The organism is Saccharopolyspora terrae, assembly GCF_004348435.1.
GTDB classification, from domain to species: Bacteria; Actinomycetota; Actinomycetes; order Mycobacteriales; family Pseudonocardiaceae; genus Saccharopolyspora; species Saccharopolyspora endophytica.
Window position 1 is genome coordinate 89,820 of the sequence record NZ_SMKS01000014.1, and the last position, 14,134, is coordinate 103,953.

The following is a 14,134-nucleotide window of genomic DNA, read 5'->3' on the forward strand; positions in this document are numbered from 1 at the left end:
CAGAACGGTCATCGATCATGGACGGGTTCGGACCAAGACCGCCCGCTGCCGCAACACTTCACCGCGAATTGGGGGTGTTGTCATGTTTGGGCGAGATGTACGTTGTGTGGCGCGCGCGGTGTGGGTGTGAGAAAGGGCCGTCTCCCCTGGGAGACGGCCCTTTCTCGGTCGTGCGAAGCGGAGGTTGCGCCTCAGCGCTTTTGGCGTGCTCGGGCGCGGACGCTGCGGACCGCGTTGGTGAGGAACGCCGTGAAGACGATGCCCGCGATTCCCGCTCCCGCACCGCCGATGGCGACGATGATCGCCGGGAAGTCCTTCTGCTGCAGGGCATCCGCCGCGAGGTGCGTCGGCTTCTTCGGCGGCGCCTGCTTGCCGTGCTCGGCCGGGACCACGTCCTGCAGAGCGGCCATCGGGTCGATCATGCCGTAGCCGACGATGTCGTTGCGCCCGTTGACGCCGCCCGGGTGCAGAGCGGTGGTCTTGATCCGCTCCATGACCTGGGCCGCCGACATCGTGGGGAACTTCTGCTTGATCAGCAGGGCCAGCCCGGACACGTACGGAGCCGCGAAGCTCGTGCCCTGGATCGGGGCCATCTTCCCCTGCTCGCCCTCGGAGATCTGGCTGACCAGGCCGTTGCCGCCGTTGCCGGGGTCGAGCGCGATCAGGTTCTCGCCAGGAGCCGCCACGTCGACCCAGGGGCCCGGGACGGTGAACTCCGACGGCGCTCCCTGCTGGTTCAGCGAGGCCACGGTGAGCACCTCGTCGTCGAACCACGCGGGCAGCACGGCCGTCGACGGACTGCCGGGGGAGTTCTTCTGGCAGTTCCCGCCGACGTTGCCCGCGGCGGCGACGATCACGATGTCCTGGTTGTAGGCGTTCTTGACGGCGTTGTGCAACATCTGGTTGCCGTAGTCGTCGTACCTGCTCGCCTGCGCGATCGGCTGGCACGAGGACTGCGAGATGTTGATGACCTTCGCGCCGCGCGAGGCCGCGAGGTTGATCGCCTGCGCCATGGTCTCGGTGGTGCCGACCGTGGCGTTGGTCTGGTCGTCGACGAAGAGGTTGGACGTCTGCCGGATCGACAGGATCGTCGAGTCCGGCGCCACACCGACGTAGCCGGTCTCACCGGTCGGATCGGGATCGGCGGAGATGACGCCGGCCACGATCGTTCCGTGCCCGTCGCAGTCCTGCGTGCCCCGGCCGTCGGAGGTGATCGACGTGCCGCCGGGCACGACCGAGCCCAGCCGCGGGTGGTTGTTCACCCCGGTGTCGATCACGGCCACCATCTCGTTGGCCCCGGTGTATCCCAGCTCGTGCGCCCGCTCGTAACCGAGGACCAGCTGGCTCCAGGGCTTCTCGGGGATCGTGCTGCCGGGACTGCCGTTCATGCAGCCCTGCTTCTGCGGGAAGTTCTGCGGCTTGAGCGACGTCCCGGTCTGCTGACTGGGGTCCAGCCGCGGCGGCCCCACCTGCTGCGCGAGGGCCGGGGCCATCGGTCCGCTGAGCCCGAGGACGCCCACCGCGGCGCACAGCGCGAGTCCGCGCCGTGCGCCGCGAGAGCGGGGGTGCTTGAAGCCCATGTGCGAGGTCCCTCTTAGAAGTTCAGGTTCAGGTCGCGGATGGCCATGTAGAGGTCCATCGCGGCCAGCGCCAGCGGGAGCACCAGGGCGATCAGGACGGCTTCGAGGATGTCGACCATCCGGCGCTGCACCGGCGAGAACCGGCGGTTCGGGAACACCACGCCGAAGATCACCGCGAGACCGCCCAGGATCAGCAGCGGCGGGAACACGGCCGCCACGAACACCGGGTTGTCGGCGACCTGCACCAGCAGTCCGACGGCGATGCCGGCCGAGGCCAGCAGACCGTTGAACAGCAGCGCCAGCGCCTGGCTGCCGTTGGCGTAGTTGCGGCCGCGCAGCAGCAGGACCGCGGCGACGACCACGGCGAACGCCGAGCCCCAGATGGGGTTGGTCGCGGCGGCGACCATGGCGCCGACGGCCGCGACGACGCCGCAACCGATGATCAGACCGGTCATGTACTGGTGGGCCAGTCCGGTCTGCCGCTCGATCATCCGGTAGTCGGGGAACCCGGAGTCCTCCTTGAGGTCCTCCGCGCTGCCCGGGACGTGCGGCAGCGGCAGCTTCGACAGCTGGATGGTGATGCGCGGCAGCAGGGAGATCCCGGCCAGTGCCACGGCACCGGCACCAGCGGCGACGCTGGAGGCGCTGACCTGCGTGAAGATCGTCGCGACGGCGAAGGCGATGGTGCCGAAAGCACCTGCGGTGGCCGCTGCGATGAACGTCACGATGCCCGCGCCGATCACCATGATCGAGATCGAGGCGAAGATGAACGCCAGCGCGCTGCCCAGCAGCAACCGCGGTTCCAGCGTGTTGCCGGGAACCATGTTGAAGCCGGCCACGAACGCCATCGGCAGACCACCGGCACCGGCGATCACGGTTCCGGTCGTGGAGGCCGCGTAGGCGCGGGTGACCATCGAGCCGATGCCGGTCGCGAAAATCGCGATGACCATCGCGGTCACGGCCGCCGCCAGCTGGAACACGACCGCGGTGGTGCCCTGGATGGTGGTCGGGTGCAGCATCCCGGCGGGACCTGCGAGTCCGAGACCGGCGGCTGCGGCGATGAGACCCAGCGCGCCGGCGGCGTGACCGACCTTCGCGGAGGTCTCCTTGGTCCACGGCCGGTAGCTGCCCGGTTCGGCCTCCGCGAGCGCGTCGACGACGTCGTCGTAGAGCGGCGGCGGCGGGTCGTCCGACCGGCGGCGCAGTTGCAGGATGTCGCCGTCGACAACTCCCTGCGACGACAGCGACTGACTCGGATCGAGGGCCGCGCTCTCACCGAGCTTGGCCAACACCCAGCCGCCGTGCCGCGAACCGCCGTCCGGGGTCATCTCGCGGGCCATATCCAGCAGCATCGGCAGCAGGTCCGCCACCGATACGTCTGAAGGCAGCGCCAGGTCGATACGAGTTGTAGGCGCCACCACCGTCACGCGGCTGAACACCGTGGTCCCGGTCGCCACTTGGGCCCCCTACTCCCTGAAGTTGATTGCCTTGCATTCGTTTGTCGAGGGCTCGATCCAACCAAGGCCGGGTTTTCTTGTCGAAACCCACCCGCCCGATCGGAGAGCGCCCCTAGTATGGCCACACCGACCGTCCACGGGTGACGGGTTTGGCGGAACTCGTGTCAACTACTTGGTATCTGGTTGGTCACGCTGAGCCGCACCCCGTTATCCAGAGCTGCGCGGCAGTGAACAATGCTGGCTGCGAGTTCGACGAGCACCGGAGGTCTTCTGGTGTTTTCAGGCACGTCTGAGAAAGGTTGTTGCGTCCGGTGAGCACGCTGCAGTTCAAGCGAACGCCACGCCTGGCCGCTCCCAGGCCACCGGGCGGGGAGGTGCACCTCGAACCACCGCCGGAGATTCCGCGGACCATCCCGGGAAACATCGTTCAGAAGGTCCTGCCGGGCCTGATGATCGTGGCTTCGCTGGGAATGATGGCCTTCATGTTCACGCGGGCCCAGAACAACCCGATGATGATGATGATGCCGATGATGATGCTCATCTCAACGTTCGGGATGATGGCCGGCGGTGGCCGGGACGGCAGTCAGAAGAAGGCCGAGATGGACGAGGACCGCAAGGACTACCTGCGGTACCTCGGCCAGATGCGCGACCGCGCCCGCGAGGCGGCGGACGAGCAGCGCTTGGCCCGCGAGTGGGTGCACCCCGATCCGCAGACCCTGTGGTCGCTGGCGGCCGGCAGCCGCCGGATGTGGGAGCGCCGCCCCAACGACAACGACTTCTGCCAGGTCCGCGTCGGCCGCGGTTCGCAGCGGCTGGAGACCCGCCTGGTCCCGCCGCAGACCGGCCCCGTCGACGAGCTGGAGCCGATCACCACGCTGGCGCTGCGCCGCTTCGTGCGCGCGCACTCCTTGGTGCAGGACCTGCCGATCGCGACGTCGCTGCGCGGTTTCGCCGCGGTGGGCCTGCAGGGCGACAAGGAGCAGGTGCGCGGTCTCGCTCGCGCGATGATCTGCCAGCTCGCCACCTTCCACACGCCCGAGGACGTGATCATCGCGGTCGCCAGCTCCGGCCAGGCGCGCCGCGAGTGGGAGTGGGTGAAGTGGCTGCCGCACGCGCAGCACCCCACCGAGACCGACGGCATCGGCCAGATGCGGTTGATGGCGGGTTCGCTGGCCACGGTCGAGAGCATGCTCTCCGAGCAGCTCGCCGACCGCCCGCGCTTCCAACGCAACGCGGCTCCGCCGGACGGTCAGCCGCACGTCGTGATCCTGATCGACGACGCCGAGATCAGCCGCGAGGAAGCCCTCTACGTCGAGGGCGGCCTGGCGGGCGTCACGATGATCGACCTGTCCGACCTGCTGGGTCCGCTCACGGCTCGCCGCGGCATGCGGATGGTCGTGGAGGAGGACCGCATCGGTGCCCGCGGTGGTTCCGGTGTGGAGTGGTTCGGCAAGCCGGACACGCTGACCGAGGAAGAGGCGACATCGCTGTCCCGCCAGCTGGCCCCGTACCGGGTCGCCGGTGGTCCGGCCCTCGACACGGACTCGGGCAGCTACGAGCCGCTGACCACGCCGCTGAACTACATCGAGCAGCTGGGTCTGGCCGGTGACGTGGTCACCTTCGACCTCAACGAGGCGTGGCGGCCGCGTCCCACCGACGACCTCTACAAGGTCGCGATCGGCCCTGGTGAGCAGGGCGAGATCGTGCACCTGGACATCAAGGAGACCGCCTCGGGCGGTATGGGTCCGCACGGTCTGTGCATCGGTGCGACCGGTTCCGGCAAGTCGGAGTTCCTGCGCACGATCGTGCTGGGCCTGATGGCCACGCACTCCTCGCAGATGCTCAACTTCGTGCTGGTCGACTTCAAGGGTGGCGCGACGTTCAACGGGTTCGACACCCCGCACGTGTCGGCGTCGATCTCCAACCTGGAGGGCGACGGCTCGCTGATCGACCGGATGCAGGACGCGCTGGCCGGTGAGATGAACCGCCGCCAGGAGGTCCTGAACAAGGCGGGCGCGAAGAACGTCTGGGACTACCGGAAGATGGCCGAGGCGGGCGACGAGCACGCGCAGGAGCCGCTGCCGGCGCTGTTCGTGGTCATCGACGAGTTCTCCGAACTCCTCTCGCAGCAGCCGGAGTTCGCCGAGCTGTTCGTGATGATCGGTCGACTGGGACGTTCGCTGCAGGTCCACCTGCTGCTGGCTTCGCAGCGCCTGGAAGAGGGCAAGCTGCGCGGTCTCGACTCGCACCTGTCCTACCGGATCGGTCTGAAGACCTTCAACGCCGCGGAATCCCGTGCGGCGATCGGTGTTCCGGACGCCGCAGACCTGCCGGCCACCGGTGGTCACGGCTACCTCAAGCACCCCAACGGCATGGACCGCTTCCGCGCGGCCTACGTCTCCGGCCACCTGCACCAGACCAGCGGTCGTCGTCCGACGATGCTGGGCGGGGCTTCGCCGGTCACCGGCGAGAAGATGCCGCGCTACTTCATCCCGGACTTCATCGAGAAGCCCCCGGAACCGGAGACGTCGGACGAGCCGGAGGTCAAGGAAGAGGCCCAGCCGGAGTACACCGACTTCCAGATCATCGTCGACAAGTTCAAGAAGCTGGCCGCGCCACCGGCGCACCAGGTCTGGCTGCCGCCGCTGGACGCTCCGGCCACTTTGGACACCCTGCTGCCGCCGCTGCAGTCCACCGACGACCGCGGCTACACCGCCGCCGGCTACTCGGGCAGCTCCCGGTTGCAGATCCCGATCGGCATCATCGACGTTCCGTACCACCAGCGCCAGGACGCGATGACCCTCGACCTGTCGGGTCAGGGTGGTCACGGTGCCGTGGTCGGTGGTGTGGGTTCGGGCAAGTCGAACACGATCCGGACGATCATCGCTTCGGCGGCGTTGACGCACACGCCGCAGGAGATGCAGTTCTACTGCGTGGACCTCGGTGGTGGTTCGCTGACCACGCTGCGGGGTCTGCCGCACGTGGGTGGTTACGGCTCGCGTCGTGACCCGGACACGGTGCGCCGTTCGATCGCCGAGCTCAAGGCGGTGCTGGCCGAGCGCGAGGGCCGGTTCCAGCAGCACGGCGTCGAGGGCATGAACGACTACCGCAACCGCAAGCGTCGTGGTGAGTTCGACGACGACCCCTACGGTGACCTGTTCCTGGTGATCGACGGGTGGCGGGCGTTCCGCGAGGAGTTCGAGACCCTCGAGCAGGACGTGCTGAACCTGGCGTCCAACGGTCTGGCCTTCGGTGTGCACGTGTTCATCACGGCCACCCGGTGGGCGGAGATCCGGCCGGCGATGAAGGACCTGATCCAGACGCGCATCGAGCTGCGGCTGGGTGACCCGAGCGAGTCGGAGATCGACCGCAAGGCGGCGGTGAAGGTGCCGCAGGGCCGTCCGGGTCGCGGTATGCACGAGTCGAAGCTGCACTTCCTGACGGCGTTGCCGCGTGTGGACAGCGAGAAGATCGGTGATCGGATCGCGGTCGAGGGGCAGGCCGCCGAGGACGAGCGGCGTCCGGCCCGGATGGGCTGGGAGCTCTACAACGACGACGTCTCCGAGGGCGTGGCCGACCTGGTCAACCGGGTCAAGAGCTCGTGGAAGGGCCGTCCGGCTCCGCAGGTGCGCCTGCTGCCGGAACTGCTGCCCTACCAGCAGCTGCCGCGTCCGGAGCAGCAGCCGAACCCGAAGCTGGTGCCGATCGGCATCAACGAGGACGGCCTGCACCCGGTCTACCTGGACTTCCGCGCCGAGCCGAACTTCTACGCCTTCGGCGAGCGGGAATCGGGCAAGACCGCGCTGCTCAAGACGATCGTGCGGGGCATCACCGAGCGCTACACCCCCAAGGAAGCGCTGATCCTGCTGGTGGACTACCGGCGCTCGATGCTGGGCTTCCTCAACTCCCACCTGCTGGAGTACTCGGTCGGTGCCGATCAGCTCAAGAGCAACGTCAAGGACGTCTGCGCCTCGCTGAAGAAGCGCCTGCCCGGACCGGACGTCACGCAGGAACAGCTGCGCGACCGCTCCTGGTGGAAGGGCCCGGAACTGTTCGTCGTCGTCGACGACTACGAACTGGTCGCACCGCAGGGGAACAACCCGCTGGCCCCGCTGGCGGAGTTCATCCCGCAGGCAGCCGACGTCGGTCTGCACGTCATCCTGGCCCGCAACTCCGGCGGTGCGGGACGCGCGTTGTACGAACCGCTGATCGGCAAGATGCGCGAAACGTCGGCCCCCGGCCTGGCGATGAGCGCGAACAAGGACGACGGTCAGCTGGTCGCCAACATCAAGTCCCGCCAGCTGCCCCCGGGCCGAGGCACCCTCGTCAGCCGCACGCTGCGCGGTGGCCCGCAGATGATCCAAACAGCCATGATCACCGAACAACAGCAGTGATCAGGCGCTGAAAAAGCCTCCCCTCGAACCCGGTTCGAGGGGGGCTTTTCGTTGCGCGGCTACCTGGCGGGCGGGTCGTCCGCCAAGTGCTTCCAGCAGTCCATGCAGGTGGGTTCGAGGATCCAGGCGATCTCGTTGAGATCGTGGAGCTTCGCGGCTTCGACCTCGGCTCCGCAGTAGGCGGTCGCGGTCTCCTCGGGGTCGAGCTTGGTCGCGGCGACCGGAAAGGCGTGCCGCTTCCCGGGAACGGGCCGCCACACGTAGGTCAGGTATTCAGGCATCGGAACTCCCCAGTGAGTTGGATTTTGGCAAGATTGCCAGCGGCGCTCTGGCTGATCAATTACACGAAAGAGGGAGGTCAGGAAGGCCCTTCGCCGCTCGTAAGCTGTTGCCATGGCCGACACACCAAGGGCACGCGCGCTCGCGAAGGAACTCCGCGCCGCACGATTCGCGACGGGGCTGACCGCGCGAGAGCTCTCGCGAATGCTGGGCTGGTCCGAGGCGAAGGTCAGCCGACTCGAAACCGCGCGCCGGGGCATTCACGTCGAGAGCGTCGAAGCGATCCTCAAAGCCCTGAAGGTGAACCGCTCCGAGCGCGAACGCCTCGTCAAGCTGGCCCGCGAGATCCGGGAACCCGCCTGGTGGGAGGTCGGCCGCGAGATTCCCGAGCAGTTGACCGCGCTCCTCGACGCCGAACAGCGCGCGAAGCGCATCACGAGCGTCCAGCTCAACCTCGTTCCCGGGCTGCTGCAGACCCGCGAGTACACCCGGCAGATCATGACGTCGTCCGAGCTGGATGACGACACCGCTGAGGCTCGGGTCGAGATCCGCATGAAGCGGCAAGAAGTCCTGGACCAACGCAGCGCCGTTCAGCTGCGAGCCTTCCTCGACGAGGCCGTGTTCTTCCGGCCGATCGGAGGATCGGGCGTCATGGCCGAGCAGATGCGCCACCTGCTCAAGGTCAGCGACACCAGCAACGTCGAGATCCGCGTTCTCCCGCGGTCGATCGGCGCGCACGCGGGGATGAGCGGTGCGTTCCTGCTGTTCGAGTTCGATCGATCAAGGCCCGTGGTCTACATCGAGGCCCGTCGATCAGGTGCTTTCATCGACGAGCCCGAGGACGTGGGTCTCTTCCTTGGTTCAGTCGAAACGTTGGAATCTCAGGCAACGGATGCTGACGACTCGCGCGCGATAATCCTCTCGTACCTGCGGAAGTACGAGGGTGAGGCGGCATGACGAGCGAGTTATCCGACTGGAAGAAGTCCTCCTACAGCGGCGTCGAAGGTGACTGCGTCGAGGTCGCGATGGCTCCGGAGCGCGTAGGCGTCCGGGACTCGAAGAACCGCGATGGGCACGTCCTGGAGTTCCCTGCGGAACGCTGGGTCGATTTCGTGGCAGTGCTGCGGCGTCTGAGTTAGGTCCCACCGCCCTTCCTCGCTTCGGCAAGCTGTGCGAGACGTTGGCTCCTGCGCTAAAAATCTTCCCCTCGAAGCGTCTTCGAGAGAAGGATCCGGTTGGAAGATGCGGCTTTTCGCTCATGGACGACGCCTCCCGTCGCTAGGCTTGAACCGTGTCTGATCTCACGGTGACTCCGGCTGACCTGCGTGGGTGGAGCGGTGACTGCACGGACGTGGCGAATCGAATCAAGAGTCAACTCGAGCCGGCCGATTCCGCTTGTGCGGACGTGAGGAAGGCACTGGATGACTGGGATATCGCGGACGGGGTCTCAGGTCTTCAACAGCGCTGGGAGGCGCTGAACGAGCTGCTTCGTGACGAGCTCGACGATGCTGCGGAAGCGTTCGAGGAGAGCGCCGACCAGTACGACGATGACGAACTCCGGATCGTCGAGTGGTTCCGGCACCTGTTCTGAAACGCGCGCAAATCACTGGGGGTGCTTGGGAATGGTCGACTTCGGGCAGGTGCGCGACTTGGACGTCCGTGCGTTGTCAACGTTCGCGGAGCGTTGGCGCACGATCGCCGGAAAGCTCCAGGACGCCGGACGCGAGTTCGATGAACAGGTGGGCAAGCCGCTCGGCGAGGAGAAGTGGAAGGGCGAAGCCGCCACAGCGGCGCGCAATCGCGTCAAGGAGATCGACCGGGAGATCGGTGCGGTCGCCAAGCAGGCCGCTGCGGTAGCCGCCTACGTGGAGAAGGTCCTGGTGGGCGATGCCGAAAACGATAGCCTCACCGAGTTGCGGCGCCGAGCGCACGAGCTCGTGGACGCGGCCAGCGCGCGAGGTGCGCGCATCAGCGACGGCGGGGAGGTCTCTGGTCCAGGTGACGTCGGCGAGCTCGAGAAGGAGGTGAAGAAGGTGGTCGACCGGGCGACTGAGGCCGATGAGTTCATCGCTAACGGTCTGCGCGTGGTCTTCGGTACGGAGGACAACTTCGATTCGGAGTCGCGAATCTTCGGTAGCGACCGGGACGAGGCAGGCATGGGTGACGATGTGACGAAGTTGAAGATGCAGGGCGTCGAGGCGATGATGCGACACCACTACGAGTGGACCGACGCTGCCGACCTCCTTCAACACTGGCTGGATGGGAGCGGCAAGCCTTACGAGGTCAACGCCCAGAAGATGCTCGACGACATGCCGAACTTTCAGAAGGACGTCAACGAAGACCTCGCCGAGGTGAAGAAGGGCGAGGACGGCTCGTTCGCCACTTCGTGGTCGGACAGCAAACCCAATCCGGACGACGGCCCGAAGAACCTTAACTGGTACTACGCCCTCAACCACTTCGAATACCGTCTGGTCGGGGAAAAGCACGGTGACCAGGTCGACTACCGCGTCGAGGTCCGCAAGGAGTATGACTGGGGCACCCCCAGCGAACATCGATCGAACGTGGAGAAGGGGCCCATCGAGATGGAGCAGGCGGACATCGCCCACCTCCACTCCGCGGGCATGGCCCGTGACTTCCACGTCCACGGCAAGACCGGACAGCTCCGAGGATGAACATGACGCGGCAGAAGAAGCTGTTGTTAATGGTCGCTGCGATCGTTGTCGTGGTGGTGTTGCTGGCTCTGGGGGCCTGGTCGGCTTGGCTATCGTTCGACTACGACATGCAGCATCCCCAAGAGTCGGAGTGGATGGACTGACTCGGACCGGGTTCGGCCCCGAGGGACGTCGGTCTCTTCCTTCGTTCAGTCAGAACGTCGGAATCTCAAGTCTCTGACGCTGACGACTCGCGTGCGATGCTTGAGCAGCACAAGATCGAGGCGACATGACGAGCGAGTTATCCGGCTGGATGAAGTCTTCCACAGCGGGGCACAGGCCGATTGCGTCGAGGTCGCGGTGGCTCCGGAGGTCGTCGGGGTCCGGGATTCTAAGAACCGCGACGGCGATGTCCTGGTGTTTCCCCAGCAGAGGTGGGCCGACTTCCTCTCGGGACTACGCCGTTCTCGTTGACCGCTTGGGCTGAACGGCTGTTGTGTGAGCTACCTCCCGTGAATCCCGCCCCACGGCAGGTCACTGACTTGTACCCTCTGCGTTCGTGATCGCTCGGTTGAGTGACGTTCATGATCACGAACGTGGAGGGGGCTCTCGATGACCACCGGGATGGAAGGCTTAGCCGCCGGCGCCTCAGCGCTCGCAGGCCAGTCGGCTGGACTCCGTGCCGCCGTGGACAACGGCCAACTCGTCATGGACCCGGAGAGGGCCGAAGCCGTCGCCAAGGTCTACGAGGAGAAGGCGGACGAGCTCCGCAAAAAACGTTTGCGTACGGACCAGTTGATTGCACGTAACGCATACGGTGACTGCTTCGTCGGTCGGCAGCTTGGCCAGAAGTTCCAGGACAAGGTCAACTTGCCGGACACGGGTCTGGTCGCGTTGCTGACGAAGATGGAATCGATCCTGAAGGACATGGCCCAGGCCTACCGAGATTCCGCACGTGACATGAAGAACGCGGATGACGAGAACGCCCGAAATCTGAACGTCTGATCTGATGGTGGTTATGCGTACGACTGGAATCACGCTGGTATCAGCCGCTGCGGCCGCACTGCTGCTGGCTGGATGTTCGGGCGGAAGCGGCACTGGTGGCACCCCAGCTCCCGCGCCCGTGAACAAACTCGCGAGCTTCGACCCGTGCACCGTTCTTTCAGACACGGAGCTCCAGAAGTTCGGGGCCTCTGGCCCGGGGGAACCTGTCGACCAAGGCGTTGGTGAACCCGGTTGCGATTTCGACGCGGGCGACTTCGTTCTGACCGTCTACAAGGCCGAGGGCAACGGGCTGGACTATTGGCAAGGCCAGCGCGGTCAGTTCGGCATTTTCGAGCCGAACAAGGTCGGTTCGAGCAACGGGATCAAGGCCGTGACCAGCGGATCGCAGGGGCAGGGAATCTGTCGCCAGATCATCGAGGCTGGAGGCGGCACCGTCTCTGTTTCGGTCGGTTACAGCGCTGACAAGATCCCGGGCGACGACGCCACCTGCGCCAAGGCGATGGAGATCGCGCAGGTCGTCGAGCCGAAGCTGCCCAAGTAGGAACTGTCGAGGGGGAACGACATGGGGAACGGGTTCACCGAGTGGGCCGGCGGTGTCGCAACGTCCGCCGGCGATTTGTTCACCGGCCTCGCCGGAGGTGAGACCTCTGCGCAGGAACAGGCTCGGTTGGCGCAGGAAGCTGCGGCCAAGGACGGGCGCCAGGACCTCAAGGCGCTCAACCAGCAGCAGCAGAACCTCCAGCTCAACGGCCACGACCCCGCGTCGATCACCCAGCAGGACAACTGGAAGAACTGGGACCAGGCCCGGCTCGCCGACCAGCTCAAGCCTTCGCTGAATCCCGAGCAGATCGCGAAATCCGGTCGTGCATGGGAGAAGCTGGGCAACGACATCGCCGAGATCTTCGGTGACCTCGACCAGAAGGCCCGCGCCGCAGCAGGTGACGGGATGCGCGGTCAGGCGGCCGAGGCCGGGTTCAACGCGGCGAAGCCGTTGCAGGAGTGGGGTCGTGCCTTCGGCGACTCGGTGCGCGGAACGGGCCTGAAGATCCAGGAGGCCGGGGTCGCCGCCGAGCAGACCAAGGCGTCCCTGCAGCCGCCCGCCGGGTACGACACGACCCGCGGTGTGATCGCGACCGCGATGGGCCCGGCCGGTGGCCTCATGGACGGCGCCGCGCAGATGCGCGAGCAGCAGGAAGCCGATCAGCAGGCGCGGCAGATCGCCGAGAACGTCTACGGCAAGGGCTACCAGGCCGTCGACACGAGCACTCCGACGTTCCCGCCGCCGGTGAACCCGCTGGCTCCTCCGCCGCCTCCGCCTGGGTCGGGTGGCGGTGCGGTTCCTGGCGGTTCCGGTTCGGGGTCCGGTGGTGGTGGCTACTCCGGCTCGTCGGTCGGCGGTGGGTCCGCCGGGGGTTCCTCGGGTGGTTCGTCTCCTGCTCAGAGCAGTTCGCAGTGGTCCTCGCCGACGCCGACCGGTCCTGGTGCCGGGGGTGGCACGCCGCCCGGGATGAATCCCGGTCCGGGCGGGCCGTCGGCCGGTTTCGTCGGCGGGATGCCGCCGGGAGCCGGTGCGGGCGCTGGCGGTCGTGGTGCCGGCGGCATGGGCGGTGCTCGCGGTGCGGGCGCCGGCATGGGTGCCGGTGGCAAGGCCGGTGGCGGCATGGGCGCTGGTGGCCGGGCCGGGATGGGCGGTCTCGGCGCTGGTGCCGGTGCGGGCGCTGCGGGTGCGGGTGCCGCTGGTCGTGGTGCCGCGGGTGCTCCCGGAGCCGGTGCCGGTGCGGGTCAGCGCGGCGAAGGCTCCGAGGACAACGAGCACGAGCGTCCCTCGTGGCTCGAAGAACAAGAAGACATCTGGATGGACGACATGCCGAAGACCGCGCCTCCCGTTTTCGGCGAGTGACGAGCGGTTTCGGCGCAGCTGGGGGAGGAAAGCGTGTCCGAGCGTTGGCTGCTGCCACCGCTGTGGTTCGACCTGTGCTGGGAGATCGGCGGGTTCGACGAGTACCCGTTCCCGATCTCCGTCCGCTCCCACGGTGAGACGCTCGAAGAGCGCGCCGTGCTGCGTCAGCGCAGCCTTCCCGAGCTGCAGAAAGCCGGTCTGCTCGGGCAGAACGGCCTGACCCAGCGCTTCGCCGAAGTCCTCGGGCAGCTGGCGAAACCGGGCTTGTGGATCGAAGGGCTCTGGATGCCCGACGACACCGCCGAATCGCCGTTCAGACTGCTGTCGGTGGCCACCGAGCAGGGCGCGCTGCTGCTCGTCCAGCAGTCCGGCGACACCGAGAACTACGGCGGTGACCTGCGGATCTCGGTCCTGCCGCGAACCTCGGTGGCCGCCGCCGCGGTGCAGGGCATGCCGCCCGCGCCCGTCGGCAAACGTCCCCGCCTGGCCGTCCCGTCGGCCGACTTGGCAGCCCAGAAGCCGTCGGACGACTTCGAGAACATCGACCACATGCAGTCCGCGGGCCCGCGCAAGGCACCGGCCGCCGAGGCCCTCCGCGCCTTCGTCGAGGCCAAGCACCACCGCGACGGCCAGTTCACGGCCAACCTCCGCGACCGCCTGGGCCGAACCCACCGCTCAGCGGTCCTTAAGTGGTTCGACGCCCCAGAACCCGACGGCCGCTACGGCCTGACCCAACAACAACGCCCAGGCGTGGGCCCGGAGATCGTCCTAGCAGGCCTGGGCGCCCCCGAACTCACCGCAGCCCTCGAAAACCGAGTAGCAGAAGTACGAACCCAAGCCAAGAACTAACCACCCCCGAACCCCACCC

General features: G+C 67.0%; 14 protein-coding genes. 11 read left to right on the plus strand and 3 right to left on the minus strand.

What is annotated here, in order from left to right; all coding sequences use genetic code 11:
* Positions 1-191 precede the first annotated feature (191 nt).
* Both mycP and eccD read right to left on the minus strand, forming a co-directional pair.
* Positions 192-1,580 carry a type VII secretion-associated serine protease mycosin gene (gene mycP, locus E1181_RS11500; protein ID WP_132673959.1) on the minus strand — a complete coding sequence of 463 codons (1,389 nt, stop codon included), beginning with the start codon at positions 1,578-1,580 and terminating at the stop codon, positions 192-194.
* 14 nt (positions 1,581-1,594) lie between these two features.
* Positions 1,595-3,037, minus strand: coding sequence for a type VII secretion integral membrane protein EccD (gene eccD / locus E1181_RS11505; RefSeq protein WP_132673960.1), 1,443 nt, complete (start codon positions 3,035-3,037; stop codon positions 1,595-1,597).
* A gap of 311 nt (positions 3,038-3,348) precedes the next feature.
* Between eccD and eccCa the strand changes: the two genes are divergently transcribed.
* Positions 3,349-7,431 carry a type VII secretion protein EccCa gene (eccCa, locus tag E1181_RS11510; RefSeq protein WP_132673961.1) on the plus strand — a complete coding sequence of 1,361 codons (4,083 nt, stop codon included), beginning with the start codon at positions 3,349-3,351 and terminating at the stop codon, positions 7,429-7,431.
* A 59-nt stretch (positions 7,432-7,490) separates the two neighbouring features.
* Here eccCa and E1181_RS11515 read toward each other — a convergent pair whose 3' ends face one another.
* On the minus strand, positions 7,491-7,712 hold the full coding sequence (locus E1181_RS11515; RefSeq protein ID WP_132673962.1) for a zinc finger protein: 222 nt from the start codon (positions 7,710-7,712) through the stop codon (positions 7,491-7,493).
* 112 nt (positions 7,713-7,824) lie between these two features.
* Here E1181_RS11515 and E1181_RS11520 point away from each other — a divergent pair, with 112 nt between their 5' ends.
* The 10 genes from E1181_RS11520 to E1181_RS11560 all read left to right on the plus strand — a co-directional run bounded on the left by E1181_RS11520 (position 7,825) and on the right by E1181_RS11560 (position 14,115).
* Positions 7,825-8,667, plus strand: a complete 843-nt coding sequence (locus E1181_RS11520; protein ID WP_132673963.1) for a helix-turn-helix domain-containing protein — start codon at positions 7,825-7,827, stop codon at positions 8,665-8,667.
* On the plus strand, positions 8,664-8,849 hold the full coding sequence (locus tag E1181_RS11525) for a DUF397 domain-containing protein (protein ID WP_132673964.1): 186 nt from the start codon (positions 8,664-8,666) through the stop codon (positions 8,847-8,849). The genes E1181_RS11520 and E1181_RS11525 overlap by 4 nt, the downstream gene beginning before the upstream one ends.
* Before the next feature lie 152 nt (positions 8,850-9,001).
* On the plus strand, positions 9,002-9,301 hold the full coding sequence (locus E1181_RS11530; RefSeq protein ID WP_132673965.1) for a hypothetical protein: 300 nt from the start codon (positions 9,002-9,004) through the stop codon (positions 9,299-9,301).
* 31 nt (positions 9,302-9,332) lie between these two features.
* Positions 9,333-10,382 (plus strand): hypothetical protein, encoded by a 1,050-nt coding sequence (locus tag E1181_RS11535; protein WP_132673966.1) that lies wholly within the window; start codon positions 9,333-9,335, stop codon positions 10,380-10,382.
* Between the two features lie 2 nt (positions 10,383-10,384).
* On the plus strand, positions 10,385-10,525 hold the full coding sequence (locus E1181_RS31415) for a hypothetical protein (protein ID WP_165944592.1): 141 nt from the start codon (positions 10,385-10,387) through the stop codon (positions 10,523-10,525).
* A gap of 196 nt (positions 10,526-10,721) precedes the next feature.
* Complete coding sequence (locus E1181_RS32760; protein WP_328590877.1) at positions 10,722-10,835, plus strand: DUF397 domain-containing protein; 114 nt, start codon at positions 10,722-10,724, stop codon at positions 10,833-10,835.
* 138 nt (positions 10,836-10,973) lie between these two features.
* Entirely contained in the window at positions 10,974-11,366 is a 393-nt protein-coding gene (locus E1181_RS11545) for a hypothetical protein (protein WP_235876687.1), read from the plus strand.
* Between the two features lie 13 nt (positions 11,367-11,379).
* The gene (locus E1181_RS11550) at positions 11,380-11,907 is read left to right on the plus strand and encodes a DUF3558 family protein (RefSeq protein WP_132673967.1); all 528 of its coding nucleotides are present in this window, start codon (positions 11,380-11,382) and stop codon (positions 11,905-11,907) included.
* Positions 11,908-12,033: 126 nt separating this feature from the next.
* Positions 12,034-13,266 carry a hypothetical protein gene (locus tag E1181_RS11555; protein WP_165944593.1) on the plus strand — a complete coding sequence of 411 codons (1,233 nt, stop codon included), beginning with the start codon at positions 12,034-12,036 and terminating at the stop codon, positions 13,264-13,266.
* Between the two features lie 33 nt (positions 13,267-13,299).
* The gene (locus E1181_RS11560; protein ID WP_132673968.1) at positions 13,300-14,115 is read left to right on the plus strand and encodes an ESX secretion-associated protein EspG; all 816 of its coding nucleotides are present in this window, start codon (positions 13,300-13,302) and stop codon (positions 14,113-14,115) included.
* Positions 14,116-14,134 lie beyond the last annotated feature (19 nt).

What these genes read in the sequence shown, in the direction of transcription:
- mycP (WP_132673959.1), bottom strand. Translation starts at nt 1,580, where the DNA reads ATGGGCTTCAAGCACCCCCGCTCTCGCGGCGCACGGCGCGGACTCGCG.
- E1181_RS11515 (WP_132673962.1), bottom strand. Translation starts at nt 7,712, where the DNA reads ATGCCTGAATACCTGACCTACGTGTGGCGGCCCGTTCCCGGGAAGCGG.
- E1181_RS11520 (WP_132673963.1), top strand. Translation starts at nt 7,825, where the DNA reads ATGGCCGACACACCAAGGGCACGCGCGCTCGCGAAGGAACTCCGCGCC.
- E1181_RS11525 (WP_132673964.1), top strand. Translation starts at nt 8,664, where the DNA reads ATGACGAGCGAGTTATCCGACTGGAAGAAGTCCTCCTACAGCGGCGTC.
- E1181_RS11535 (WP_132673966.1), top strand. Translation starts at nt 9,333, where the DNA reads ATGGTCGACTTCGGGCAGGTGCGCGACTTGGACGTCCGTGCGTTGTCA.
- E1181_RS31415 (WP_165944592.1), top strand. Translation starts at nt 10,385, where the DNA reads ATGACGCGGCAGAAGAAGCTGTTGTTAATGGTCGCTGCGATCGTTGTC.
- E1181_RS11545 (WP_235876687.1), top strand. Translation starts at nt 10,974, where the DNA reads ATGACCACCGGGATGGAAGGCTTAGCCGCCGGCGCCTCAGCGCTCGCA.
- E1181_RS11550 (WP_132673967.1), top strand. Translation starts at nt 11,380, where the DNA reads ATGCGTACGACTGGAATCACGCTGGTATCAGCCGCTGCGGCCGCACTG.